General features: G+C 70.7%; 20 protein-coding genes. 12 read left to right on the top strand and 8 right to left on the bottom strand.

Going from position 1 to position 24144, the window contains the following annotated elements:
• Positions 1 to 230: 230 nt before the first annotated feature.
• Both ACQP1V_RS39995 and ACQP1V_RS39990 read left to right on the top strand, forming a co-directional pair.
• Positions 231 to 821 carry a DUF6879 family protein gene (locus ACQP1V_RS39995; protein WP_387409184.1) on the top strand — a complete coding sequence of 197 codons (591 nt, stop codon included), beginning with the start codon at positions 231 to 233 and terminating at the stop codon, positions 819 to 821.
• 58 nt (positions 822 to 879) lie between these two features.
• Positions 880 to 1017: a hypothetical protein gene (locus tag ACQP1V_RS39990; RefSeq protein WP_433416358.1), complete on the top strand. Its 138-nt coding sequence runs from the start codon at positions 880 to 882 to the stop codon at positions 1015 to 1017.
• Between the two features lie 31 nt (positions 1018 to 1048).
• Here the strand turns inward: ACQP1V_RS39990 and ACQP1V_RS39985 are convergent, their stop codons facing one another.
• The 4 genes from ACQP1V_RS39985 to ACQP1V_RS39970 form a co-directional block, all read right to left on the bottom strand.
• Positions 1049 to 2524 (bottom strand): serine/threonine-protein kinase, encoded by a 1476-nt coding sequence (locus ACQP1V_RS39985; protein ID WP_433416355.1) that lies wholly within the window; start codon positions 2522 to 2524, stop codon positions 1049 to 1051.
• A gap of 42 nt (positions 2525 to 2566) precedes the next feature.
• Entirely contained in the window at positions 2567 to 3703 is a 1137-nt protein-coding gene (locus tag ACQP1V_RS39980; RefSeq protein WP_433416352.1) for a serine/threonine-protein kinase, read from the bottom strand.
• A 282-nt stretch (positions 3704 to 3985) separates the two neighbouring features.
• A complete protein-coding gene (locus ACQP1V_RS39975) occupies positions 3986 to 5662 on the bottom strand; it encodes a fumarate hydratase (protein WP_387409188.1) in 1677 nt (558 codons plus the stop codon).
• Entirely contained in the window at positions 5547 to 6641 is a 1095-nt protein-coding gene (locus tag ACQP1V_RS39970) for a DMT family transporter (RefSeq protein ID WP_387409189.1), read from the bottom strand. Before ACQP1V_RS39970 ends, ACQP1V_RS39975 begins: the two co-directional genes overlap by 116 nt.
• A 68-nt stretch (positions 6642 to 6709) precedes the next feature.
• Here ACQP1V_RS39970 and ACQP1V_RS39965 point away from each other — a divergent pair, with 68 nt between their 5' ends.
• Positions 6710 to 8176 carry a PLP-dependent aminotransferase family protein gene (locus tag ACQP1V_RS39965; protein WP_433416347.1) on the top strand — a complete coding sequence of 489 codons (1467 nt, stop codon included), beginning with the start codon at positions 6710 to 6712 and terminating at the stop codon, positions 8174 to 8176.
• 85 nt (positions 8177 to 8261) lie between these two features.
• Positions 8262 to 9053: a 5-deoxy-glucuronate isomerase gene (iolB, locus tag ACQP1V_RS39960; protein ID WP_433416344.1), complete on the top strand. Its 792-nt coding sequence runs from the start codon at positions 8262 to 8264 to the stop codon at positions 9051 to 9053.
• Between the two features lie 28 nt (positions 9054 to 9081).
• Here iolB and ACQP1V_RS39955 read toward each other — a convergent pair whose 3' ends face one another.
• Positions 9082 to 10290, bottom strand: coding sequence for an MFS transporter (locus tag ACQP1V_RS39955; protein ID WP_433416341.1), 1209 nt, complete (start codon positions 10288 to 10290; stop codon positions 9082 to 9084).
• Positions 10291 to 10588: 298 nt separating this feature from the next.
• Here ACQP1V_RS39955 and ACQP1V_RS39950 point away from each other — a divergent pair, with 298 nt between their 5' ends.
• Positions 10589 to 11251 carry a DUF1707 SHOCT-like domain-containing protein gene (locus tag ACQP1V_RS39950; protein ID WP_433416338.1) on the top strand — a complete coding sequence of 221 codons (663 nt, stop codon included), beginning with the start codon at positions 10589 to 10591 and terminating at the stop codon, positions 11249 to 11251.
• Positions 11252 to 11296: 45 nt separating this feature from the next.
• On the opposite strand, the gene glpX is transcribed toward ACQP1V_RS39950, so the two are convergent.
• Positions 11297 to 12325, bottom strand: coding sequence for a class II fructose-bisphosphatase (gene glpX / locus ACQP1V_RS39945; RefSeq protein ID WP_067135469.1), 1029 nt, complete (start codon positions 12323 to 12325; stop codon positions 11297 to 11299).
• A 145-nt stretch (positions 12326 to 12470) separates the two neighbouring features.
• On the opposite strand from glpX, the gene ACQP1V_RS39940 reads away from it, so the two are divergent.
• The 6 genes from ACQP1V_RS39940 (at position 12471) to fxsT (ending at position 22004) form a co-directional block, all read left to right on the top strand.
• Complete coding sequence (locus tag ACQP1V_RS39940) at positions 12471 to 13058, top strand: TetR/AcrR family transcriptional regulator (RefSeq protein WP_433416335.1); 588 nt, start codon at positions 12471 to 12473, stop codon at positions 13056 to 13058.
• 100 nt (positions 13059 to 13158) lie between these two features.
• A complete protein-coding gene (locus ACQP1V_RS39935; protein ID WP_433416332.1) occupies positions 13159 to 14037 on the top strand; it encodes a DUF4231 domain-containing protein in 879 nt (292 codons plus the stop codon).
• Between the two features lie 231 nt (positions 14038 to 14268).
• On the top strand, positions 14269 to 14442 hold the full coding sequence (locus tag ACQP1V_RS39930; RefSeq protein WP_433416330.1) for a hypothetical protein: 174 nt from the start codon (positions 14269 to 14271) through the stop codon (positions 14440 to 14442).
• A gap of 29 nt (positions 14443 to 14471) precedes the next feature.
• Complete coding sequence (locus ACQP1V_RS39925; RefSeq protein WP_433416327.1) at positions 14472 to 16778, top strand: FxsB family cyclophane-forming radical SAM/SPASM peptide maturase; 2307 nt, start codon at positions 14472 to 14474, stop codon at positions 16776 to 16778.
• A 104-nt stretch (positions 16779 to 16882) separates the two neighbouring features.
• Positions 16883 to 18112, top strand: a complete 1230-nt coding sequence (locus ACQP1V_RS39920; RefSeq protein ID WP_433416324.1) for a TIR-like protein FxsC — start codon at positions 16883 to 16885, stop codon at positions 18110 to 18112.
• Positions 18113 to 18116: 4 nt separating this feature from the next.
• Positions 18117 to 22004, top strand: coding sequence for an FxSxx-COOH system tetratricopeptide repeat protein (gene fxsT / locus ACQP1V_RS39915; RefSeq protein ID WP_433416321.1), 3888 nt, complete (start codon positions 18117 to 18119; stop codon positions 22002 to 22004).
• On the opposite strand, the gene ACQP1V_RS39910 is transcribed toward fxsT, so the two are convergent.
• Positions 21973 to 22887: an alpha/beta fold hydrolase gene (locus ACQP1V_RS39910; RefSeq protein ID WP_433416318.1), complete on the bottom strand. Its 915-nt coding sequence runs from the start codon at positions 22885 to 22887 to the stop codon at positions 21973 to 21975. The genes fxsT and ACQP1V_RS39910 overlap by 32 nt on opposite strands.
• A 131-nt stretch (positions 22888 to 23018) precedes the next feature.
• On the opposite strand from ACQP1V_RS39910, the gene ACQP1V_RS39905 reads away from it, so the two are divergent.
• The gene (locus ACQP1V_RS39905) at positions 23019 to 23552 is read left to right on the top strand and encodes a DUF4245 domain-containing protein (RefSeq protein ID WP_433416315.1); all 534 of its coding nucleotides are present in this window, start codon (positions 23019 to 23021) and stop codon (positions 23550 to 23552) included.
• A 132-nt stretch (positions 23553 to 23684) separates the two neighbouring features.
• Here the strand turns inward: ACQP1V_RS39905 and ACQP1V_RS39900 are convergent, their stop codons facing one another.
• On the bottom strand, positions 23685 to 23957 hold the full coding sequence (locus tag ACQP1V_RS39900; protein WP_387409203.1) for an exodeoxyribonuclease VII small subunit: 273 nt from the start codon (positions 23955 to 23957) through the stop codon (positions 23685 to 23687).
• Positions 23958 to 24144 lie beyond the last annotated feature (187 nt).

The raw sequence follows: 24144 nt of genomic DNA, 5'->3' as shown, positions 1-24144 counted from the left end.
TCCTATCAAGAGCCCGTCGGCGCCGTTCCGCCCGCCCGGCGGCAGGTCCGTCTCGGCGGCCGAACTCCTCCTTGACTGGCCTGTGGAATTTGTTGATCGTGAAACTTGACGAGGCCCCAGGGACGGGCCGTCCGGCGCGGCCGGACACGACGCCGTGAAGCGAGGGACGGATCGCGGCGGCCGGGCGGACGGCCGGCTGGGGCACCGAGCCGCCGATCTGAAAGGGAGACATGGATTTCGTCGACACTGTGCGGAACGCGCCGGCGCGGGCGCTCCCCGTCGAGGAATACCAGGCCGAGTTCGCCGAGGTGTACGCGTCGGTGACCGAGCCGGCGCTCAAGCTGGAGCGCGCCCAGCATTTCGACGAGGAGGACTTCCCCAGCTGGGTCGCGTTCCTTGAGGGCGACTGGAACCGCTCCCTCGCGCTCCTCCGGGAAACCCGGGACGCCCTCGTCGGCTACTACCGCGGCCACGCCGAGTTCCGGCGGGTCCGGATCGCCGAGAGCCCGCTGACGCCGTACATGCGATGGGAGATGCACGCCTTCGTCGAGCGGGTGGCGGCGGGGGAGCGGATCAGGGTCCTGTCCGCCGCCGAAGTGGCCGATCTGGAGTATTCCGGACCGCTCCCCGAACTGGTGATCCTCCGCCCGGACCGGATGTACGAGGTGCTCTACGACGCGGGAGGCGTGCACACGGGCGCGCGGCGCATCACCGATCCCGAGGTGGTGGCGTACGCGCGCGGCGTGGTGTCCTCCCTCTTCGGCCGCGGCGAGGAGCTGACGGCGTTCTTCGCCCGCGAGGTCGCTCCGGCGCCCTGTTGATCAGCCGTGCCGGAGCGACCCCACTGCCCCCGCCCGGCCGTACGCCGGCGGTGTAGCGGTGCTGCGTACGCTGCTCGAACCCGAACTGCCCCCGATCAACACCCTCTTCCTGGCCTCCCGCGCGGGCGCGGCGCATCCGGCCGCCCGCGCGGTCCACGGCCACCTGCTCCTTCAAGGGTCCCTATGGTCAGGATGACCGGGCATCGTGGAGCTCAGACGCTCCCTGGTCAGCCGCGCAGGGCCGTCATCACGATGACGACCAGGACGAGGAACGCGACGACCGCGAGACCCATCAGCAGGAGCACGCGGATCCGCCCGGTCCGGTTGGGCGCCGGAGTGGCGTGCATGGCGAACAGGTCGGTGCCGAGGCCGCCGCGCCCCGGGGGGACGGGGCCCGGCAGGTGCGTAACCGGCGTCGGGGAGCCGGGCGGCGTCGGGCCCTGGACGCGCGGCGCCTGGCCGGGCAGCAGACCGCCGACGGTCGTGTCGTTGCGTCCGCTCCGGTCCACGGCCTTCGCCGCCGGGCTTCCCGGAACCGGGGGGCGGGCGGGCGCCGGGATTCCGGTGCCTCCCGGCGCGTTCCCCGGCGCGTTCCCCGCCGCGGCGGGGAACGCGGGCCGGCCCGGCGGGCTCTGAGGGGAGGCCGGGCGGGCCGAGGCGGGCGGCGGGGGAAGCCGGAGCCCGGCCTTCGGCCGGATGACCAGCATGGTCTTGTCGGCGTCGACATCCTCGGCCGGCTCAGGGGGAGAGCTCGGGGCCGGTGGTTCCGGGCGAGGGGCCGGGGCCGGTGGTTCCGGGCGAGGGCTCGGGGCCGGTGATTCGGCGGCCCTCGTGGGCCGCTCCCGCTCCAGCCGACGTACCGGAGGCGTGGCGGCAGGCGACGCGTTGATGGGCGTGTCGGCGACCGTGCGCAGCATCGCCGCCGCCCGCTCGGACGTGAGCCGCAGCGTGTGGTCCTTCTCCAGCAGGCCGTCGAGGACGGGACGGAGCGGACCGGCCTGGGTCGGCGGGTCGGCCGACTCGGTCATCAGCGCGCTCAACGTCTCCGCGACCGACGCCCGCTCGTACGCGGCACGGCCCTCGACGGCGAAGTACAGGGTCGCGCCGAGCGACCAGAGGTCGGACTCGGGCCCGGCGTGGTCGCCGCGGGCGCGTTCGGGCGATGTGTAGCCGGGGGAGCCGATCACCATGCCGGTTCTGGTCAGCGCGCTGTCGCCCTCCGACTTGGCGATGCCGAAGTCGGTGAGCACGACCCGTCCGGTGTCGGTGATCAGCACGTTGCTCGGCTTCACGTCGCGGTGCAGGATGCCCTGGGCGTGCGCGGCGCGCAGCGCGTCGAGCAGTTCGTAGCCGACCTCGGCCACCAGGCGGGGCGGCAGCGGCCCCTCGTCCTCGATGACCTGTTCCAGCGACCTGCCCTCGACGAGCTCCATGATGATCCACGGGCTGCCGTCGATCTCGATGGCGTCGTAGACGGTGGCGACCGAGGGATGGCTGATCCGGGCGGCCGCACGGCCTTCACGGATCATGCGTTCCCGGAGCTCCCGTCGCTGTTCGGCGCCGAGGGACGGATCCTGGCGGATCTCCTTGACGGCGACGTCGCGCCCGAGCGTTCGGTCGAAGGCCCGCCAGACGGTGCCCATCGTGCCGCGCCCCAGCATTGTGATCAGTTCGTACCGGTCGCTGAGCAGCCTGCTCCCCATGGCATGAAAGATATCTATTCCACCCCGGGGAGCGCTTTCGGGTCAGTTGAGAAAACTCTTCGGCCAGAATCGCCGGGGCAGAAGTATCTGGACCACCAGCCGCAGCACGCGCGGCGCCGAGCTTCCCGACATCGGCCGCTCGGCCGGCTTGCGGTGGACGCCTTCGGCGGGGCGGCGCCGCTGTACGGGCACCTCGGCCGAGTCCTCACGGGGCTCGCGCTGGAACGCGTGCGGCGGCGTGCGCGGCGTCGGACGCGACTCGGCGCGGTGCTGTCCCCGGTGGGTGGGGCGGCGGACCGCAGGCGGCAGAGCCGCGGGTGAGGGCCGCGCCGGCCGGTGGGTGATCGGCTCCTCGCTGGTGCCGCCCGCCGCGATCCGGGCCAGCGCCACCGCGGCCCGCACCCCGTCGAGCCGCGCGTCCGGGTTGATCTGCAGCAGGCCGCGCAGGACCGGGGCGAGGGGGCCGGCCCGCTCCATCGGGATCGGTGCGCCGCTGGTGAGCGCGGCCAGCGCGGCGGCGGCGGTGCGCCGGCCGTGCAGGCCGCGTCCTTCGACGGCGGTGTACAGCGTGGCCCCGAGCGACCACAGGTCGGCGGCCGGGCTCGCCTTGGCCCCGAGCACCCGCTCGGGGGCGATGTATCCGGCGGAGCCCAGCACGATGCCCGCCTGCGTGATCGAGACGTCGCCTTCGAGCGCGGCCAGTCCGAAGTCGGTGAGTACGGCCCGGTCGTCGGTCACGAGCACGTTGCTCGGCTTCACGTCGCGATGCAGGATGCCCTTCGCGTGGACGGCGCGGAGCGCGCCGAGCACCTGCCGCCCGATCTCGGCCACCCGCTGGGGCGGCAGCGGGCCGACCCGCCGGACCAGCTCCTCCAGCGACTGCGCCCGGAGGAGCTCCATCACGATCCAGGGGCGGTCGTCCTCGGTGATGACGTCGAACACCGTGATGACCGACGGGTGGGCGACCATCGCGGTGGCCCGGCCCTCGCGCTCGGTCCGCGCGCACAGCTCGGCGCGCAGATCTTCGTCCAGGACGAGCGGGAGCCGTACCTCCTTGACCGCGACCTCGCGGTCGAGCAGCTCGTCGCGCGCCCGCCAGACCGTGCCCATGCCCCCGCGCCCGACCGGCTCGACAAGCCGATACCTCGCGGCGAGCTGGTATCCGGACGGCGCACGCATGGGTGGCAGCTTACCGATTTGTGTAATGCGACCAGTAGAGACCATGCCGCGAAATTGTTGAGATCTTTTGTCAGATCTCCTGACTGAGATTATGACAGGACGCGGCGTCCGGAACGGCCTCTCCGGCCACCGGGCGGGAGGACACCCGACCTTCCCCGCCGGCGAGGACCCCGTGGGTGCTCTCACCAGCGAAAACAAGCCGACGGGCGAGCGGTCCGGACGTCGGCCGAGCCCGCTGCCGGCGCCGATGTGATCGGCGCCGGCAGCGGGGCGAGGACGCCGTTACTTGACGCCGTTGCGGGTGGGGACGCCGACGAAAGTGGCGCCGCCGTCCTGCTGTCGCTGGTCGAAGAAGTCGTTGCCCTTGTCGTCGACGACGATGAAGGCGGGGAAGTCGACGACCTCGATCTTCCAGACGGCCTCCATGCCGAGCTCGGGGTACTCCAGGACCTCGACCTTCTTGATGCAGTCCTGGGCGAGCCGCGCGGCCGGGCCGCCGATGGAGCCCAGGTAGAACCCGCCGTACTGCTGGCACGCCTCGGTGACCTGGCGGGAGCGGTTGCCCTTCGCCAGCATGACGAACGAGCCGCCCGCCGCCTGGAAGCGCTCCACGTACGAGTCCATGCGCCCGGCCGTCGTCGGGCCGAACGAGCCGGAGGCGTACCCCTCGGGGGTCTTGGCCGGGCCGGCGTAGTAGACGGCGTGGTTCTTCAGGTACTCGGGCATCTCCTCGCCCGCGTCCAGCCGCTCGGCGATCTTCGCGTGGGCGATGTCGCGGGCGACGACGAGGGGTCCGGTGAGGGAGAGCCGCGTCTTGACCGGATACTTCGTGAGCTCGGCGAGGACCTCCGGCATCGGGCGGTTGAGGTCGACGCTGACCACGTCGTCCGAGAGCTGCTCGTCCGTCGTGTCGGGCAGGAACCGGGCGGGGTCGGTCTCCAGCTTCTCCAGGAAGACGCCCTCCGGGGTGATCTTGGCCAGGGCCTGCCGGTCGGCGCTGCAGCTCACCGCGATGGCGACCGGGCAGGACGCGCCGTGGCGCGGCAGCCGGATCACGCGCACGTCGTGGCAGAAGTACTTGCCGCCAAACTGGGCGCCGATGCCGAGCTTCTGGGTGAGTTCGAAGACCTTCTTCTCCATCTCGAGATCGCGGAAGCCGTGCCCGCTGGTCGAGCCCTCGGTGGGGATGGTGTCGAGGTAGCGGGCCGAGGCGTACTTCGCGGTCTTGAGCGCGAACTCGGCGCTGGTGCCGCCCACCACGATCGCCAGGTGGTACGGCGGGCAGGCGGCGGTGCCGAGCGAGCGGATCTTCTCCTCCAGGAACTGGAGCATCCGCTTCTCGTTCAGGACGGCCTTGGTCTCCTGGTAGAGGAACGACTTGTTCGCCGAGCCGCCGCCCTTGGCCATGAACAGCAGCTTGTACTCGTCGGCGTGCCCGTTGGGGTCCTCGGCGTACAGCTCGATCTGGGCGGGGAGGTTGTCGCCGGTGTTCTTCTCCTCCCACATGGTCAGCGGCGCCATCTGGGAGTAGCGCAGGTTCAGCTTGGTGTAGGCGTCGTACACGCCCCGGCTGATGTGCTCGGCGTCCCGGCCGTCGGTGAGGACGTGCCGGCCCCGCTTGCCCATGACGATCGCGGTGCCGGTGTCCTGGCACATCGGCAGCACGCCGCCGGCGGAGATGCTCGCGTTCTTCAGCAGGTCGAGGGCGACGAACCGGTCGTTGCCGCTGGCCTCGGGGTCATCGATGATCTTGCGGAGCTGGGCGAGGTGAGAAGACCGCAGATAGTGCGAGATGTCGTGGACGGCGGCCTCGGTGAGCAGGCGCAGCGCCTCCGGATCGACCTCAAGGAACCTGCGGCCGGCCGCCTCGGTGATCCGTACCCCCTCCGTGGTGATCAGACGGTATTCCGTCTCGTCCGTGCCAAGCGGCAGCAGGTCGGTGTAGTCGAACTCGGGCATCGTCTTCGATCCTCTGGTGTCTCGCCGGTTCCTCCGAGCGGAGGATATGCCCGCGGGCGCGCGGGCGTGGCCGAGGGGGCCGCCCGCCAGTACGCGGAGCGAGTCCGAGCAGGATGCCCGCGACGACCACGGCGGCCCCGCCGACATCCGCGAGCGAGGGCACACCGAGACCGAGCACCACCGAGGTCACGAGGGCGCCGATCGGGATCATCCCGGCGAACAGCCCCGCGCGGTCCGGACCGAGGCGGGGGAGCGCGCTGTACCAGAGGAAGAACGCCACGGCGGTCACGATCACCGCCTGGTAGCCGATGCCGAGCGCCTCGGCCGCGGTCGGCATCCGCAGCATCGCTGTCCCGTCCAGCGCGAGCCCGATGACCAGCAGGTACGGCACGGCGAGCGCCGCGGAGTAGGCCGAGACCCGGACGGCGCCCAGCTTCGGCAGCAGCGGGAGGGCGAGCAGGGAGAACAGCGCCTCGCAGGCGAGCGCGCCCAGCGACCAGAGCAGGCCGCGCAGGTTGCCGCTGCCGAGGCCGGTGGCCAGGGTGGCCCCCGCCATGACGACGAGCGCCGAGGCGACGATCCGCGGGGAGGGCGCCGATCGTGCGCCGCCCGCGAACAGCGGGCCGAGCAGGGCCAGCGTCACGGGCGTCGCGCCGAGGACGGTCCCGGCCAGCGTCGGGCCCGCCGCGATCGCCGCCTCGATGAGGCAGAGGTTGAAGAGCGCCAGCCCCGTCAGGGAGAGCGCCGAGAGCAGCGCGAACTCCCGTGCCGTGAGCCGCGGGAGGGAGAGGCCGCGGGCGCGGGCGGCGGCGAGCAGGATGGCCGCGGCGACGGCGTAGCGCAGGGCCTGCCCGCCGTACACCGGGTAGGTCGAGATGAGGTCGGACACCGCGGTCAGGGTGCCCACCAGGAACATTCCGGCCGTCGCCCGGGTCGCCGCCGGCCCGAGCGCGGTGCGGGTGCTGGTTTCCGTCGTCACGATTGGCGATGCTAGGAAGGCAATGGCTCTCTCAGAGAGTCCAATCAGATGGAAAAATCGAGGACCAATTGGCCGATCTTCATCTCGTCGTCGATCGGAGCCGGGGTGGCCTGGCCGGGCAGATCGCCAGGGAGCTCCGGGAGTCGATCCGCTCGGGCCGGCTCGACCGGGGCGCGCGGCTGCCTCCCAGCCGCGATCTCGCCAGGGACCTCGGGCTGTCCCGGGGCGTCGTCGTCGAGGCGTACGAGCAGCTCGTCGCGGAGGGCTTCCTGGAGGCGCGGGTCGGCGCGGGCACCCGGGTCGCCGCCGGGCCGGTGTCGCGGCCCGAGGAAGGCGCCGCGGAGCCCGGGGCGAGCCACGACGGCCGCCGCCCGACGACTCCGGACCTGACCGCCTTCCCGAGGCAGGCGTGGCTGGCCGCGATGCGCCACGTGCTGGCGACCCTGCCCGGCGACTGCCTCGACTACGGCGACCCGGGCGGAGTGGCCGAGCTGCGCGAGGAGCTGGCCGGCTACCTGCGCCGGGTGCGCGCGGCGGACGCGGACACCGGGCGGGTGGTCGTCGTCACCGGCGTCGCCCAGGGGTTGAGCCTGGTCGTGCGGGCGCTCGCCGAGTCGGAAGCCGAAGTGGGAAGCCTGGTCGCGAGAGGCGAAACCGGAAGCCTGGCCTCGGAAGGCGAGGCAGGAGGGTCGGCCGCGCCCGTCGTGGCCGAGGCCGGCGGCGGCGGTCCGATCCTGCTCGCGGTCGAGGAGCCGACGAGCCCCCGGCAGCTCCCGCTGCTCCGGCGGGCCGGCGCGCGCCTGGTCGGGGTGCCGGTCGACGCCGAGGGCATCGACGTGGCGGCGCTCGCCGGGACGGGGGCGCGGGCGGTGCTGCTCACCCCGGCCCACCACTACCCGACGGGGGTCGTGCTGTCGCCGCGCCGCCGGGCCGAGCTGATCGCCTGGGCCGCCGACACCGGCGCGATCATCCTGGAGGACGACTACGACGCCGAGTTCAGGTTCGACCGGGAGCCGATCGGCTGCCTCCAGGGACTCGCTCCCGACCGCGTCGTCCTCGCCGGGAGCGTGAGCAAGTCTCTGGCCCCGGGTCTGCGGCTGGGCTGGCTCGTGGCGCCCCCGGCCATCGCCGCCGCCGTACGGCGGGCGCGGGGAGAGCTCGATCTCGGCTCTCCGGTGATCGACCAGTACGTGCTGGCCCGGTTCATGCGGACCGGCGGGTACGACCGGCACCTGCGGCGGATGCGCAGGGAGTACCGGCGGCGGCGGGACGCGCTCGTCCGGGCCCTGGCGGAGCACCTGCCCGAGCTGAGGGTGCACGGCATCTCCGCCGGGTTGCACCTGTACGCGGAGCTGCCCGGCGGGTGGGACGCGCGGCGCGTGGGGGAGGCGGCCCGCGCCTGCGGCCTCGCCGTCGATCCGCTCCCGTCCGCCCTGGTGATCGGCTTCGCCCGGCTCTCCGAGCACCGGATCGCCGACGCCGTACGCGAGCTGAGGGCGCGGACAGATGGTCAGAATGTCTGGACATATCCTTGACCTGAACGTACGCCGACCGGGATGTTGGACGGGCGGCACGATGCGGATCTCCCGTGCCGCGCGGGCCGCTCGACGAGGAGACGAGATGACGTACATTCCCGCGGGTTCCGCGCCCTCCGGGCCATGGAGTCTGGAGATCACGCCCGAGCTGGCGGGCTGGGTGCACACCGGCCTGCGCGTCGTCGAGCTCGGGGACGAGCCGGTCGAGTTCGCGACCGGCCCCGAGGAGATGCTGGTCGTTCCTCTCGCCGGGGCCTGCGAGGTCGTGGCGGACGGCGTCCGGCTGGAGCTCGCCGGGCGGCGTTCGGTCTTCCAGGGGGTCACCGACTTCGCGTACCTGCCGATCGAGGCGTCGGTGCGCCTCGTCGGCGAGGGTCGGATCGCCCTGCCGGCCGCGCGTGCCACCCGGCGGCTCCCCGTCCGGTACGGCCCGGCCGACGCGGTGCCGGTCGAGACGAGGGGCGGGGGAGCGGCCACCCGGCAGGTCAACAACTTCTGCGCCCCGGAGGCGTTCGAGTGCGACCGGCTGATGGCGGTCGAGGTGATCACGCCCGGCGGCAACTGGTCGTCGTACCCGCCGCACAAGCACGACACGCCCGGCGGCCACGAGGCCGTGCTGGAGGAGATCTACTACTTCGAGGGCGGGCCCGGTTACCAGCGCGTCTACAGCTCGCCGGGAAACCCCATCGACGTGCTCGCCGAGGTCGGCTCCGGCGACGTCGTGCTCGTGCCGTACGGGTATCACGGGCCCTCGATGGCGTCCCCCGGGTACGACCTCTACTACCTCAACGTCCTCGCCGGGCCGGGCGAGCAGCGGTCCATGGCGTTCTCGGACGATCCCCGGCACGCGTGGATCCGCGAGTCCTGGAACCGCTGACCGCTCGCGCGACCACGAGGACGCCGGGTCACGTGGCCGAGGACGCGGGCGCCGGCGTGCGGGGCTGGAAACCGCGCGCCAACAGGATGATCACCGCCGCCAGTGCGAGCGGCGCGGCGAACGCGACCCGGTAGTCGGCGGCCTCGGCGATGCCTCCGACCAGGGCTGCTCCCACGATGAAGCCGACATAGTTGAACATGTTGACCCGCGCGATGGCCACGCCGGATCCGGCCGGGTCGAGCCGCCCGGCCGCCGAGAACGACTGCGGGGCGACCACCGACAGGCCGATCCCGGTGAGGGCGAAGCCCGCGATGGCGAGCGGCTGGGTGGGCGCGGCCACGATCGCGACGAAGCCGGCGGTGGCGACCGCGCCGCCGATCCGGACGATCGCCGCCGGGCCGTACCTCCGGACGGCGAGGTCGCCGCCCACCCTGACCAGGAACGTCGTCGCCTGGTACGCGCCCAGCGCCAGCGGCACCACGGACGCCGACGCGTGCATGACCTTGTCCATGAAGACCGAGCCGAAGTTGGAGATCGACGCGTCGCCCACGAAGAGGAAGGCCATCGCCAGGCACAGCGGGATGATCGGCTTCCAGGGGAATCGCGTCTCGGCGCGCATGGCCTCGGGGGCCGTGCGCTCCTCCTCCGGACGGCAGAGCCAGCGTGCGGCGACGACCGCGACGGCGGCGCCGGGCGCCATGACGATCGCGAAGGTGGCCCAGAGGTCCAGGCCCAGCTCGGCGGCGGCCGACGCCCACAGCGCGCCGAGGACGGCGGCCGCGCTCCACAGCGCGTGGAACCCGGTCAGTATGGCCCGGCCGTACCGGCGCTCGACCGCGACGCCCTGCATGTTCATGGCCGCGTCCACGCCGCCGAGGCTGATGCCGAACAGCGCGAGGGTCACCATGAAGAGGGGGACCGTGGGGGCGAGGCCGGCCAGCACCACGGCGGCGCACGTCAGCGGCTGGAAGGTGCGCAGGATTCGCCGGCTGCCGAAACGCGCGGTGAGCGTGCCGGCCAGCACGCTGCCCGCGCCCGCGATCACCGGGACGATGAGCAGCAGGATCGTCAGCTCGCCGTCGCTCAGCCCGTGCTTGCGCTGAAGCCCGGCGACCTGTGTGAGCAGGGTCGCGAACGTGAGCCCCTGGACGAAGAAGATGGCGAACGTGGCCAGCCGCGCCTGGCGGTCGCGTTCGGTGGGGCGCGATGGGGGCGATGGCGGCGTGGACGTCGGCAACGCGGCCTCCGAGGGGGGAAACGTGAGGGGGGTTCAGGTTATGGCTCGCCGATCACGCGGTCAATGGTCGCTACAAGTGCCGTCGGTCCCGCACATCACGGCCCTTCGCCCTGCCTCGACAGGGGGGAGAGGGCGTCGCACGGCGGGCGTGCGGCGTCCGGGGAGGAGACGGGGTTGTGCGTAGAAGGGACGGCCCGGACGGAGGAATCCCTGGCGGCGGCGTGCCGGACAGGAACGCGCGGAAACGATGCCCGCCCGGCCTGGTCCCTTCGGGCGCGGCAGCGCTTAGTCTCGACATGTGAGCTTCGAGTCCCGCGCGAGTAACTTCATCTCCGCATTCCTGGGCTCCGGCCCGTCCGGAGCCACCGGACCGGCCGGTACCTCTCCGTCCGAGCTGCGGGCGTCCGACGCCGACAGGGAACAGGTGATCGGCATCCTGCGAGACGCCCTCACCGACGGGCGGCTCACCCTCACCGAGCACGAGGAGCGGGTGGAACGCGCCTACACCGCCCGCACGCTGGGCGAGCTCGTCGGGCTCACGGCGGACCTCGTCCCGCCGGAGCGCCAGCCGTTCCTCATGGACGGCCGTCCCGTCGTCGCCCTCTTCCGTACGGAAAACCGCGGCGGCCGCTGGGTCGTGCCCTCGGAAGTGCCGGTCACCTCGCTCGGCGGACGGGTCACGATGGACCTGTGCGAGGCGCTACTGCAGTCCCGCCATGTGGTCGTGCGGCTCGCGGTGATGGCCGGGACCGTGACCCTCGTCGTCCCGGAGGGGGTCCGCGTTGTCAGCGCGCCGGACGCCCGGATCAAGACGTTCCACGACGAGGTACGGCTGCCGCCGGGCGCGACCGACCACGCGCCGGACGCGCCCGTCATCGAGCTCGTGGGCTTCGTTTACGGCGGGAAGGTCATCGCCCGGTCGCCGAAACGCCCCAAGAAGGGGTTGTTCCGCCGGTCCTGACCCGGCGGAACAGGTCCCGATCCTGTCGGGAATCCGGGTCTCAGGTCAGACGGCGGTGTCGAAGTTGATCGCGCTGTAGGCGCTCAGCTTCCAGAGCTGATGCTCGCTCTCGATCTTGCGGATCGTGCCGGAACGGCCCCGCATCACCAGCGAGTTCGTCACGGCGGCCCCGCCCTGGTAGCGGACGCCCGGCATCAGTTCGCCGTCCGTGATGCCGGTCGCGGCGAAGAACACGTCGTCGGAGCGGACCAGGTCGTCCATGGTCAGCACCTGGTCGAGGTCGAGACCGGCGTCGAGGGCCTTCCTGCGCTCCTCGTCGTCGCGCGGCCAGAGCTTGCCCTGGATGACGCCGCCCATGCACTTCAGCGCGCAGGCCGCGACGATGCCCTCGGGCGTGCCTCCGATGCCCAGCATCAGGTCGACGCCGGTGCCGGCGCGGGCGGCCATGATGGCTCCCGCCACGTCGCCGTCCGTGATGAACCTGATCCGCGCGCCGGTCTCGCGGATCTCCTTGACGATGCTCTCGTGCCGGGGCCGGTCCAGGATCACGACCGTCACGTCGGACGGCTTGGCGCCCTTGGCCCGCGCCACGGCGCGGATGTTGTCCGCGACCGGGGCGTCGATGTCCACGGCGTCCGCCGCGTCGCGGCCGGTCACCAGCTTCTCCATGTAGAACACGGCGGACGGGTCGTACATCGAGCCGCGCTCGCTGACCGCGATGACGGAGATCGCGTTGTTCATGCCGAGGGAGCACAGGCGGGTGCCGTCGATCGGGTCCACCGCGACGTCGCACTCGGGGCCGGTGCCGTCGCCCACGTCCTCGCCGTTGTAGAGCATGGGGGCGTTGTCCTTCTCGCCCTCGCCGATCACGACGACGCCCTTCATGGACACCGTGTTGATCAGCTGTCGCATGCCGTTGACGGCGGCTCCGTCCGCACCGTTCTTGTCGCCGCGGCCCACCCACCGTGCCGCCGCCATCGCGGCCGCCTCGGTGACGCGGACCAACTCCAGGGCGAGGTTGCGGTCGGGCGCGCGCTCCCCGGTCGCCAGCGCTGCCGGTACGTGATCAGCCATCGTTCCCCTTAAATGTGGCGTCGTAAGAGTTGATGTTAGTGGCGTATGCCGTTCTTGTCCGATTGGTCTGGACCGGTTGCCGCAGGCAGGAGGGCATTTCCGTCGCTGCCGACGCCGGGCGGGCGGCGCGGGATATGGTCGCCGAATGAGCAGCGACACGGAGCCGTCGGTCACCGCCCGCACGTCGGAGCGGGGCGCCGCCACAAGGACCGCGCTCCTCGAAGCGGCCAGGGAGGCCTTCATCACCTGCGGTTTCGCCGAGACCGGCGTGACAGATGTGGTGGCACGGGCCGGGGCCAGTGTCGGCAGCCTTTATCACCATTTTTCGGGGAAGGCCGACCTTTACCTGACGTTGTTCGAAGATTTCCAGAGCCGGCAGACGCAGCGGACCCGGCACGCCATCCAGGAGGCCAGGTCCCGGGGCGCGTCCGAGCCGATGTCCCTGTTTCTCGCCGGCGCCCGGGCCTACCTCGACGGCTGCCTCGCCGAGCGCGACCTCACCGCGCTGTTCCTCCGCGGAGACGGCCCGACCGGGTTCGAGGTCGTGATGCGGGACCGGCTGCGCCAGTGGACCCGGCGCAGCGCGGCGCTCTTCGAGCACGAGGACGCCCTCGTCCTCGTCGTCACCGGCGCCCTCGCGGCCGTCGTCCAGGAGGTGACCCTCTCCGAGGACGAGGAGCGCGCCCGCGTGATCGCGGAGCAGGCGCTCACCCTCATCGGCCGCATCCACTGACCTCGCCCCGGATCTCCGGCGCGATGAGCCGAGAGATGTCCTTCCACATCGCTTTGCTGTCAGTCTTGACACGATTTGCCCCTCCGGTTCCCCTCAAAGCGTGGATGTGCTTCCCGAATCGGAATTCCCCGCGCTGTACAAGGCGGCCGACCGGGCGGCGATGGCCGGCCAGCGCCGCCTGGTCGTCGCGACAGCCGTCCGGCTGCTGTCCCTGGTCATCGCCGCGATCTTCGGCTCGCTGAGTGTCGTCATCGGAAGTTTGGACGCCGCGGGAACGGTCGCCGCGAGCGCGATGGGGGCGGCCCTCGTGACCGAGGTCTACCTGCTCACGACCCGACCGGAGCGCCAGTGGTACGAGGCCCGAGCGGCCGCCGAATCCGCCAAAACCCTGGCCTGGAGATACCTGGTCGGGGGCCAGCCCTTCGACGTCGACGAGAACGATCACGGCGCCGACCAGCTCCTGCTGCGCAGGTACAGCGGGATCACGGCGACCCTGCACGGGTTCGCGCCGGTCCCGGTGTCCGACACGGACGCGCAGGTGACCGAGGGGATGCGCCAGGTCCGGGCGCTCTCCCTCGACGAGCGGAAGCGGCACTACATGATCGGGCGGCTCGACGATCAGCGGGCCTGGTACGCCGCGAAGGCGACCAGGCACGAACGGCAGGCGGGCCGGTGGCTTATCGCGCTCGCCCTGCTTGAGGCATTCGGCCTGGTCGCGGCGGTGTTGAAGTCGGCGCAGGCGCTGGACCTCGATCTGCCCGGCATTCTCGGCGCGGTCGCCGCCGCCGGAGTGGCGTGGCTGCAGACCCGCCAGCACCAGCAGCTCGCGAACGCGTACTCCATCGCCGCGCTCGAGGTCGGCGCCATCGTGTCGCGGGCCGACTGGCCCACCACGGAGAGCGAATGGGCGCACTTCGTGGATGAGGCCGAGGAGGCGATCTCTCGAGAGCACATGCTGTGGGGTGCCTCTCATAGCTGACGATAAATGCCAGGAAGAAGGAACCTAAACACCTTTTGGTGGCTTATGTCGGGAAATACTCGATAATTTCGGTCCGAAGTTTGGCGATTCAGTCAAGCGACCGGATGGCGACCGAATAGAGTTGGCAGCTTGTCTGGACCTGATGTCGCCCTCGGCGATAGCGTGACCGCGTTAGCGCCCGGCGCGACACCTGTCCGCACCGGGCTACCTGCACATTGAACGGTTAAGACCATGAAAACTGCCGCTGAGAAGCAGACGGGCGTTGCTTCAGACATCAGGGACCTCAGGGAAGTTCCGCTGTCCCTCGTCCGTGAGACCGAAATCGACCGTGTCGTGCGCAGGCTGGTCCCCGACTCCCCGGATATCGAGCGCGTTTCCGTCGCCGCCTTCAACTCCTCCATCTGACCTGAGGATCTGTCCTGAGGAGGGCCGCCGTGAGCGGGCCCTTGGTGCCGTTCCGGCAGTTCGTGCTCAAGGTCCACAGCCGTTGTGACCTGGCGTGCGATCACTGCTACGTCTACGAGCACGCGGATCAGAGCTGGCGTGGCCGTCCGCGCGCGATGTCACCCGAGACCGTCTCGGGGTCGGTGCTGCGCATCGCCGAGCACGTCAAACAGCACGGCATCGAGCGGGTGCACGTCGTGCTGCACGGTGGCGAGCCTCTCCTCGTGGGCGCCGCGCGGCTCGGGGAGATCGCCAGAGAACTGCGGGGGCGGCTCGACGGCCTCTGCGAGCTCGATCTGCGGATCCACACCAATGGAGTCCGGCTCGACGAGCGCTTCTGTGACGTCTTCGCGGAGCACCATGTCAAGGTCGGGATCTCTCTTGACGGTGATCGGGCGGCCAACGACCGCCACCGCCGCTACGCCGACGGCCGGAGCAGTTACGACCAGGTCGTCAGGGCCGTCGGCCTGCTCCGCGAGCGTCCCGAGCTGTACGCGGGGCTGCTCTGCACGATCGACGTCGCCAACGACCCCGTCGCCGTCTACCGGGGCCTGGCCGAGTTGCAGCCGCCGCGCGTCGACTTCCTGCTCCCACACGCGACCTGGGACAACCCTCCGCCGCGACCGTCACCTACGGCGTACGCCGACTGGCTGATCGCGATCTTTGACCTCTGGTTCGACGCAGGCCGGACGGTCGACGTCAGGATCTTCGAGTCGATCATCAGGACCTCGCGTGGTGATCCGAGCCTGACCGAGTCGCTCGGCCTCCAGCCGTCCGATCTGGTCGTCATCGAGACCGACGGCGCGTACGAGCAGGCGGACTCGCTCAAGACGGCCTTCGCGGGAGCGCCCGAGACCGGGCTGCACGTCCTGACCGACACGCTTGACGACGTGGCCCGCCACACCGGGATCGCCGCCCGCCAACTGGGGCTGGACGGATTGTGCGACGCCTGCCGTGCCTGTCCCGTGGTGGAAAGCTGCGGCGGCGGCTTGTACGCCCACCGCTATCGCACCGGGTCGGGATACGCCAACCCCAGCGTTTTCACCGCCGACCTCCTTAAATTGATCACCCATGTCCGAGGCAGGACCACGATGCCGACGCACGCGCTTCCGTACTCCACCGTCGACGCGCTCGCCGCGGGATATGGAGGGGAGGACGATGTGACCCGGCTGGCGGAGACGCAGCGCAGCGTGCGCCGCGCGCTGCTCGCCGCGGTGAGCGCGGCGGGCAGGAGCGTCCCGGAGGCGTGGGACGCCCTGGTCGGGCTCGACGCCGATCATCCTGAGGCGGTCGAGGCCGTGCTGGCCCACCCATACGTCCGGGTCTGGGCGGCGGAGTGCCTGCGCGATGGCGGCGATGTGGACCACCTGCGCAACATCGCCGCAGCGGCCGCCGTCCGGGCGGGCACCGACCTCACGCTCGACATCGCGGTCCGTGACGGCTCGGCGCACCTGCCCTCGATCGGCACGATCGACGGGCTCTCCGGCCGTACGGCACGGCTCGTGGTAGAGGGCGGTTCGTTCGCCGTCGAGGGGAACGAGCAGGGCGACTGGCGGCCCACGTGGCGGCTCAAGGCGGGCGACTTCTCCGTCGCGCTGGAGGACGCCGACCCCTATCGCGACCGTCACCAGTGGGCCGCCGCGCCGCGTCTCGGTGAGCGGGATGTGGCGGCCTGGCAGGAGATGTTCGAGCAGGCCTGGCGGATGATCGATGCCGAGCACGCGCCGTACGCGCCGGGGCTACGGGCCGGGCTCACCACGCTGACCCCACTCGCGCCCGGACCGTCGGGACGCGACGTGAGCTCCACCGCGCGGCACGCCTTCGGCGCGGTCGCCGCCGCGCTGCCGGCGGACCCCGCGACGCTCGCGCTCCTTGTGATCCATGAGTTTCAGCACGTCAAGATGGGCGCTGTGCTGGACATTCTCGACCTCTACGACGAGAGCGACAACCGGCTCTACTACGCGCCCTGGCGGGACGATCCCCGCCCCCTTGAGGGGCTGCTCCAGGGCACCTACGCGCATGTCGCGGTCACGGACTTCTGGCGGGTACGCCGCCAGAGCGCCCCGGGCCAGGGAGACACGCACTTCGCGCGCTGGCGCGCGCACACCGCGGAGGCCATTGAAACGCTCGCGGCCTCCGGGGCGATGACCCCGTTGGGAGACCTGTTCGTGGCGGGAATGCGGCGGTCGGTCACGCCCTGGCTGAGCGAGCCCGTCCCACCGGCGGCCGAAGTGGCGGCGGCACGGTCAGCGCGGGACCATCACGCCAAATGGATTATCCGCACGGGGAATCGCTGACGCCTGTCCGCCACGCAAGGTAACGTCCTTGCAGCTTTCCTTTCGGGACTTTTCTCACGTAGGTCGGGTTCCTATAGTTGAGTGTCCCGGAGGGAAGGAGGCGAATGACCGCGCCACGACCCGACGGGGATGCCCATGAACCGTATTTCTTCCTGAGTTACGCGCACGTCCCGCCGTATGACGCCACCGATGGCACCGATTCCAACCGGTGGGTGGAGAAGCTCTTCAGAGAGCTTTGCCAGCACATCATGCACCTGACGGAGGTCCCCTCGGGGGCGGCCGGATACATGGATCGCGAATTACGGACAGGCGACAACTGGAAAGAGAAGATTTCGGAGCACCTTTCCACCTGCCGTGTCTTCGTGCCGCTCTATTCCCCGCGTTACTTCGAGAGCGAGCAGTGCGGCAAGGAGTGGGCGGCCTTTCTGGACCGCGGTCGCGGCCGCTCCGACCCGGGGCTGCCGACTCCGGCCGCCATCGTCCCCGCGATATGGACCCCCGTACGGCTGACCGCGATGCCCGCGGCTGCGCAGGCGATCCAGTTCAACCACGTCGACCTTGGCACGCGCTACGTCGAGGAGGGCTTCTACGGGATCATGAAGCTGGCCAGGTATCGGACCCATTACCAGGCCGCCACCATGGAACTGGCGAAACGGATCGTCGCCGTCGCACGGAGCTCGCCCATGCCCCGGGGGCACATCCCTGACTACACCGCCGTGCCGAGCGCGTTCGATGACCACACCCCGGAACGGCCGATCACCGTCACGGTCTTGGCCCCCGACGAGGATCACCTGCCTCCGGACCGCAGGCCGTACCACTACGGGCGGAAGCCCCAGGAGTGGGATCCCTTCCGTACGTCCAACGGGGCCCGCCCGCTGGCCGACCACGCGGTGGATTTGGCCCGCGCGCGTGGATACCTGCCGGAAGTGGGAGCGCTCGCCCAACACGCCGAGGCGCTCTCGGCGGAGGAGCCCCGCTCGCCCGCGGTGATGCTCGTCGATCCGTGGGCCACCACCATGGACGACTGCCGTGAATCCCTCCGGGGCATCGACCTCCCCGGGCGCCGGTGGATCACCGTGATGGTGCCCTGGAACAGGGACGACACGCAGACCATGGCCAACGAGGCGCGGCTGAAGGCATGCCTGCGAGAGACGCTCGGCAACAAGCTCGCCGAGCCGGAGGCGGTGCCCGACGTCCCCACGCTCGACTCGTTCAGATACACGCTGCCAGAGGTCCTGAACAGGGCGTCACAGCACTACTTGAAGCGGGCTCCCGCCTATCCGCCGGCGGGGCCGTCGACCGACAGGCCGAGGCTGATCGGGCCGGAGGAGTGATCATATGAGTGAGGGCCAGATCGTCACCTTCTACTCCTACAAGGGCGGCACCGGGCGGACGATGGCGTTGGCCAACGCGGCGTGGATCCTGGCGAGCAGCGGTCTGCGGGTGCTGGTCGTCGACTGGGACCTCGAGTCGCCGGGACTGCACAAATTCTTCCGGCCCTTTCTCGAACCTGGGATCGCGGGCGCAACCACCGGTGTGATCGACCTCATCACCAACTATCAGTGGGCCGCCATCAGGAACGAGGAACGCCCGGGCGACTGGCACAGGGGGTACGCGCGGGTCGAGCCGCACGCCGTCTCCCTCGACTGGGCGCATTTCCCCGAGGGAGGCACGCTCGACCTCATCTTCGCGGGGCGGCAGAACCGGGACTACTCCTCCCTGGTGTCCAATTTCGACTGGGACAACTTCTATGACCGGCAGGGTGGCGGCCAGTTCTTCGACGCACTGCGCGCCGACATGAAGGAGTGCTACGACTACACCCTCATCGACAGCCGTACCGGCCTGAGCGACATCGCGGAGATCTGCACCGTCCAGATGCCGGACGTCCTCGTCACCTGCTTCACCTTGTCCGACCAGGGCATCGACGGCGCGTCGGCGGTCGCCAGGCACATCGACGAGCGTTACCGCGCCAGGGACATCCGGATCCTGCCCGTCCCGATGCGGGTGGACATCGGCGAGAAGGAGAAGTGCGACGCGGGCCGCAGCCTCGCCCGCCGGAAGTTCGACCGGTTCCCCAATGGGATGTCCGCCGAGGACCGCAACCACTACTGGGGCGCGGTCGAGGTGCCGTACATGCCCTTCTACGCCTTCGAGGAGACGCTGGCCACGTTCGGTGACGAGCCGAATCGCCCCGGGTCGATGCTCGCCGCGTTCGAACGGCTCACCTCCGCGATCACCAGCGGGGCGGTCCCGTCGTTTCCGCCGATGGACGAAGCACTCCGAATACGGCATCTCGATCTGTTCGTTCGCAGGCACGCCGGGCTGCACACCGACGTGCACCTCTATTACGCGTCCGAGGACCGGATGTGGGCCGACTGGATCGCTGCGGTCCTGGAACGCCACGGCTACCGTGCCGTGCTCACCGGAATCGACATGGAAGGAGCGCCCGAGCCGCACGCGGACGCGGCACGGGTGATCACCGTGCTCTCCAACGCCTTCCTGCGGGTGCCCGGCGCCGCCTCGATCTGGTCCAGGCTGACCGCCGCCGATTCAGCGGGCCGGGGTGAGCTGGTCCCGATCCGCGTCTCGGAGGCACGCTTCCCTTCGCCGTTTGGCGACCGCGCGCTGACCGACCTCACCCGCATCGGGGAGAAGTCCGCGGCGAGCACGCTGCTGAAGGTGCTCAACGGGTCCGAGGAGCCCATGGCTGTCGACGTGTCGGCCATTGGCGCGCGCTTCCCGGGAAGCGAGCCGCAGGTGTGGAACGTCTCCGCGCGGAACGCCGCGTTCACCGGGCGCAGCGCCGTACTGGAGACCCTGCGCGACCAACTCGTCGGCGGCAACGCCGCCGTGGTGCTTCCCCAGGCCCTGTACGGCCTCGGCGGTGTGGGCAAGACCCAGGTCGCCCTGGAGTACGCGCACCGGTTCAAGGCGGACTACGACCTCGTCTGGTGGGTGTCGACCGAGCAGACCGACTCGATCAACTCCGCGTTCGAAGAGCTGGCCCGGCAGCTCGGCATCCCCGTGGGGGACAACGTCGCCGAGGTCGTGACCGCCGTCCGTGAGGCGCTGCGGCGCGGCACGCCGTACGCTCGCTGGCTGCTGATCTTCGACAACGCAGGTGATCCGGAGGAGATGACCGGCTACTTCCCGGGCGGGACCGGCCATGTCCTGGTCACATCACGCAACCAGTCCTGGTCGAGGGTCGCCGCGCCCCTCGAAGTGGATGTCTTCAGCCAGGACGAGAGCCTGGAGCACCTGAGCCGGCGGGTGCCGGGGCTGGCCGAGTCCGACGCGCTCGAGATCGCCGAGGAGCTGGGTTACCTGCCGCTCGCGGTCGAACAGGCGGCAGCCTGGCTGGCCGAGACGGGCATGCCGGCCGTGACGTTCCTCGAACAGCTCAAGACGGAGACCGCGCGGGTGCTGTCGCTCGGCCAGCCCGCCGACTATCCGCACCCGGTGGCGGCGACCTGGAACCTGTCGCTGAACAAGCTGCGCGAGACCTCGCCCGCGTCGGTCCGGCTGCTCCAGCTCTGCGCGTTCTTCGCCCCCGAGCCGATCTCGATGCAGCTGCTCTACAGCGACGAGATGATGCGCTCGCTCCTGCCGTACGACGAGGCGCTTCAGGAGAAACTCGTGCTCGGGCGGGTCATCCGGGAGATCGGCCGGTTCGCGCTGGCAAAGGTGGACCAAGCCAACAACACCATCCAGGTGCACCGGCTCGTCCAGGCCGTGATCCGCGGCCAGATGACCCAGGATGAGCAGGACGAAGCGTGCCATGTGGTCCACCGCGTCCTGGAGAGGGCGCGGCCGAACCAGGGCGACGTGGACGACCCGGAGAACTGGATCCGATTCGACCGCATCTGGCAGCACCTGCAGCCGTCGCGGGCCACCGAGTGCCAGGAGGAACCGGTCCGGCGGCTACTCACCGACCGGGTGCGCTACCTGTGGAAGCGCGGCGACCTGGAGGCCGCGCTGAGCCTCGGCGACTACCTGGCCAACTACTGGGAGGAGACGTTCGGCAGGGACGAGCGGCAGCGCCTGCACCTGCTGTTCAACATCGCCAACGTCCAGCGTTCCCAGGGGCTCTACCAGGAGGCCAGGGATCTGGACGAGTGGACGCTCGAACGCCAGCGGGAGGTGGTGGGCGAGGAACACCCGCACACCCTGATGACCGCGGGCGGGCTCGCAGCCGACCTGCGCGCGCTCGGCGAGTACGAACGCTCGCTGGAGATGGACCTGGCGACCTACGAGATGTGGAAGCAGCTGTACGGCGAGGAGTACTACAAGACCCTTTCCGCGGCCCACAATCTCGCGCTGTCCTACAGGCTCGTCGGCGACGGGGTCAACGCGCGTGCCCGCGACGAGAAGACCCTGCACCTGCGCAGGGAGGTGCTCGGCCCGACACATCCGTACACACTGTTCTCTGCCACCCACCTCGCCCGTGACCTGCGGGAGATCGGCCGCTACCGAGAGTCGGCCGAGCTGCTGCGCACCACGCTGCAGCAGTACCGCGAGTCGCTGGGGGAGGGCTTCATGGACACGCTGCGCGCGGCCAAGAGCCTCGCGGTGTCGCTACGCCGGTCCGGCGCGCAACAGGAAGCGTGGCAGATGGCCCAGGAGACGGAGGAACGGTACCGGGAGCGTTATCCGGGAACCCCTGACGCGCTGGCGGCGACCCTCGAACTCGCCTGCTGCCTGTCGGCGCTCGGCGACAAGGCCGGGGCGCTGGAGATGGCGGGCGGCATCATGAACATCTACCGGGAGGACCTCGGCGAGTCGCATCCTGGCACGCTGATCGCGCTCAACAACGTGGCGATCTACCGGCGCGGCACGGGCGACGTGGCTGGGGCGACCGAGGCGGCCCGGCGAGCGTACGAGGGGCTGCGGCGGCTCGGCGACAGCCACCCGTTCGCGCTCTCCGCGGCCATCAACCTGGCCAACTGCCTCGGGGAGGCCGGTCTCACCGAGGAGGCCGAGGCGCTGGAGCGGACCACCCTGCAGAGCCTGCGCGCGAAGCTGGGGGAGGAGCACCCGGACACGCTGGCCTGCGAGGCGAACCTGTCGATCACCCTGAGGTCGGAGGGGCGCCTTGAGGAGGCGAACCTCGCCCAGAGGCGGATACTGGCGACCATGGCCCGGGTCCTCGGAGAGAACCATCCCTCAGTGGCGGATGTCAGGCAGGGGCGACGGCTCAACCGGGATCTGGAACCGCAGCCGTTCTGACGCCTCCCTCCGGCAGCCGGGATGTGGCCAGCCAGGTCAGGATGTCCGGCAGGGCGGGCAACGCGGCGAAATGGGCGGCACCCGACTCGATGACCACGGTCGCGCCCGGGATGCGCTCGCCTAGCCAGCGCGCGTGCCCCGCAGGGGAGAAGATGTCCTCATCGCCATGCCACAGCATGGTGGGCACGGCGATGGTCGCCGGGTCGAAGCCCCACGGGGCGTTGAAGGCCAGGTCGTCGTCCACCCAGCCGGCCTCGGAGTGTCTCAGCGCCTCGGCGAAGTTGCCGGCCAGCATTCGCCGGATCCCGTAGTCGGCGACGACGTGGCGGTCTGGCTCGGGTAGGTCGGTGGTGACCTCGGGGACCAGGCGGGTGGGGTCCTCCCGTACCTGGGCGACGGCCGACGACAGGAGCTCGGCGACCGCCTGGTGTCCGCGGGCCGCCGCGGCGAACTCGGTGATGTTGGACTGTGACATGCCCTTGAACCAGTCGAGCCCTTCGGCCGCGCGCGGCGCCAGCGGGACCAGGGCGGCCACCCTGGTCGTGCGCTCGGGCAGGAGCGCGGCACAGGCCAGCGCGTGCGGAGCGCCGCCTGAGCGCCCGGCGACGGCGAACTGGTCGATGCCGAGGGCGTCGGCGATCGCGGACACGTCCTCGGTCGCGTCGGCCACGGTCCGGCCGAACTTCCGGTCGGATCCGCCGTATCCGGGCCGGTCGTAGCTGATCAGCCGGATCCCGAGGCGGTAGAGGACGGAGGGGCGGGGCAACGGCCCGACCCTGCTGCCGGGCGTCCCGTGCATCAGGAAGACCGGGCTGCCGCCCGGCCGGCCCTTCTCGTCGACCGCGAGTTTCCTTCCGTCCGGCGTTCGTACCGTAGCCGTCAACGCGTACCTCCCGGTTGAGCGTTCGCCTCGGAAAGTGATTCCCCGTCAGGTCACGTTCTTCTCATAACGGGATGTTGCGGAAGTATCGCGCTTGTCCGCATGGTGGCCCGCTGCCGGTAGGCTCCCCTGACGTGCGCCGATTCACTGAGGGCTTCTACGGCTACGCGTTCGCCCTGATCGTTTGCCTGGCCGCCGGCTCGTTGATCCTCTTTTTCATGCCGAACGGCAAGAACGAGCACATCCCACGCATCGATTTCTCGATCGACAAGGTCAACGCCGCGCGCGCCGCGTCGTACACCGTCGAGACGCCCAAGGACGTACTTCCCGACTGGGTGCCGACCAGCTCCCAGATCACCCAGAAGTCCGACGTCGTCACGTGGCGGCTGGGTTTCGCCACCAAGAAGCGGATGCACGCCATGGTGGCGCAGAGCAACGAGCAGCCGTTCGCCGAGTTCGCCAACCGGATGGCCAACTCCGACAAGGCCACCGGCACCCGGCAGATCAACGGCACGGCCTGGGAGGAGCGGTTCCGCCAGGACAAGAACCAGCGGTCGCTGATCCGGGTGCTCCCGGATCACACGGTCGTGGTTACCGGATCGGCCGACTGGGACGAGCTGACCGCGCTCGCCGCGTCCCTGGTGGTGCAGCCCAAGCCCGCGAACTGACCCGGGACGGCCGCACGCCGTAACCGGCCACCGCGGCCCCGCCCCGCAACCGGCCGTGCGTCGCCTTGGAAAAGCGCCCCAAAGGCGTCGGAAAGGGGCCTGAAGCGCGTCCAGAAGGGCGTCAGGGGTGCGTCAGAAGGGTGTCTCCTCCTGGGGCTCCTGGCGCTGCGCCATGGCCGCCGCCAGCTTGACCCGGGCGCCCTGGAGCCACTCCTCGCAGATCGCGGCCAGCCGTTCGCCCCGCTCCCACAGCTCGATGGACTGCTCCAGCGTGAGCCCGCCGGTCTCCAGCCGCCGAACCACGTCGGTCAGCTCCTCGCGGGCTTTCTCGTAGGAGAGAGTCTGCTCCGCGTCGGGCGCCTGGTCGGAGGTCGTCTGCTCGGGGGATGCCTTCTCGTCTGCCACGTCCCCCACCCTAGAGTCCGCGTACGACAGGTCGGGGTAATCGGCGGCCACGACCCGGCGTTCCGGCGCCGGGGACACGGCAGGGCGATCCTGGACGCGCTCATGGCGTGGCGCCGGAGAACGGCGTGGCCCGCGTGGACACCCGCACGTCACATCGGACGGCATGGGCCTCCACGCGGGCCACGGC

This window comes from Microtetraspora malaysiensis (assembly GCF_050947145.1).
In the GTDB taxonomy this organism is placed as follows: domain Bacteria; phylum Actinomycetota; class Actinomycetes; order Streptosporangiales; family Streptosporangiaceae; genus Microtetraspora_A; species Microtetraspora_A malaysiensis.
Note: the sequence above shows the minus strand (reverse complement) of the source record. Positions and strands in the feature narration are given on the sequence as shown.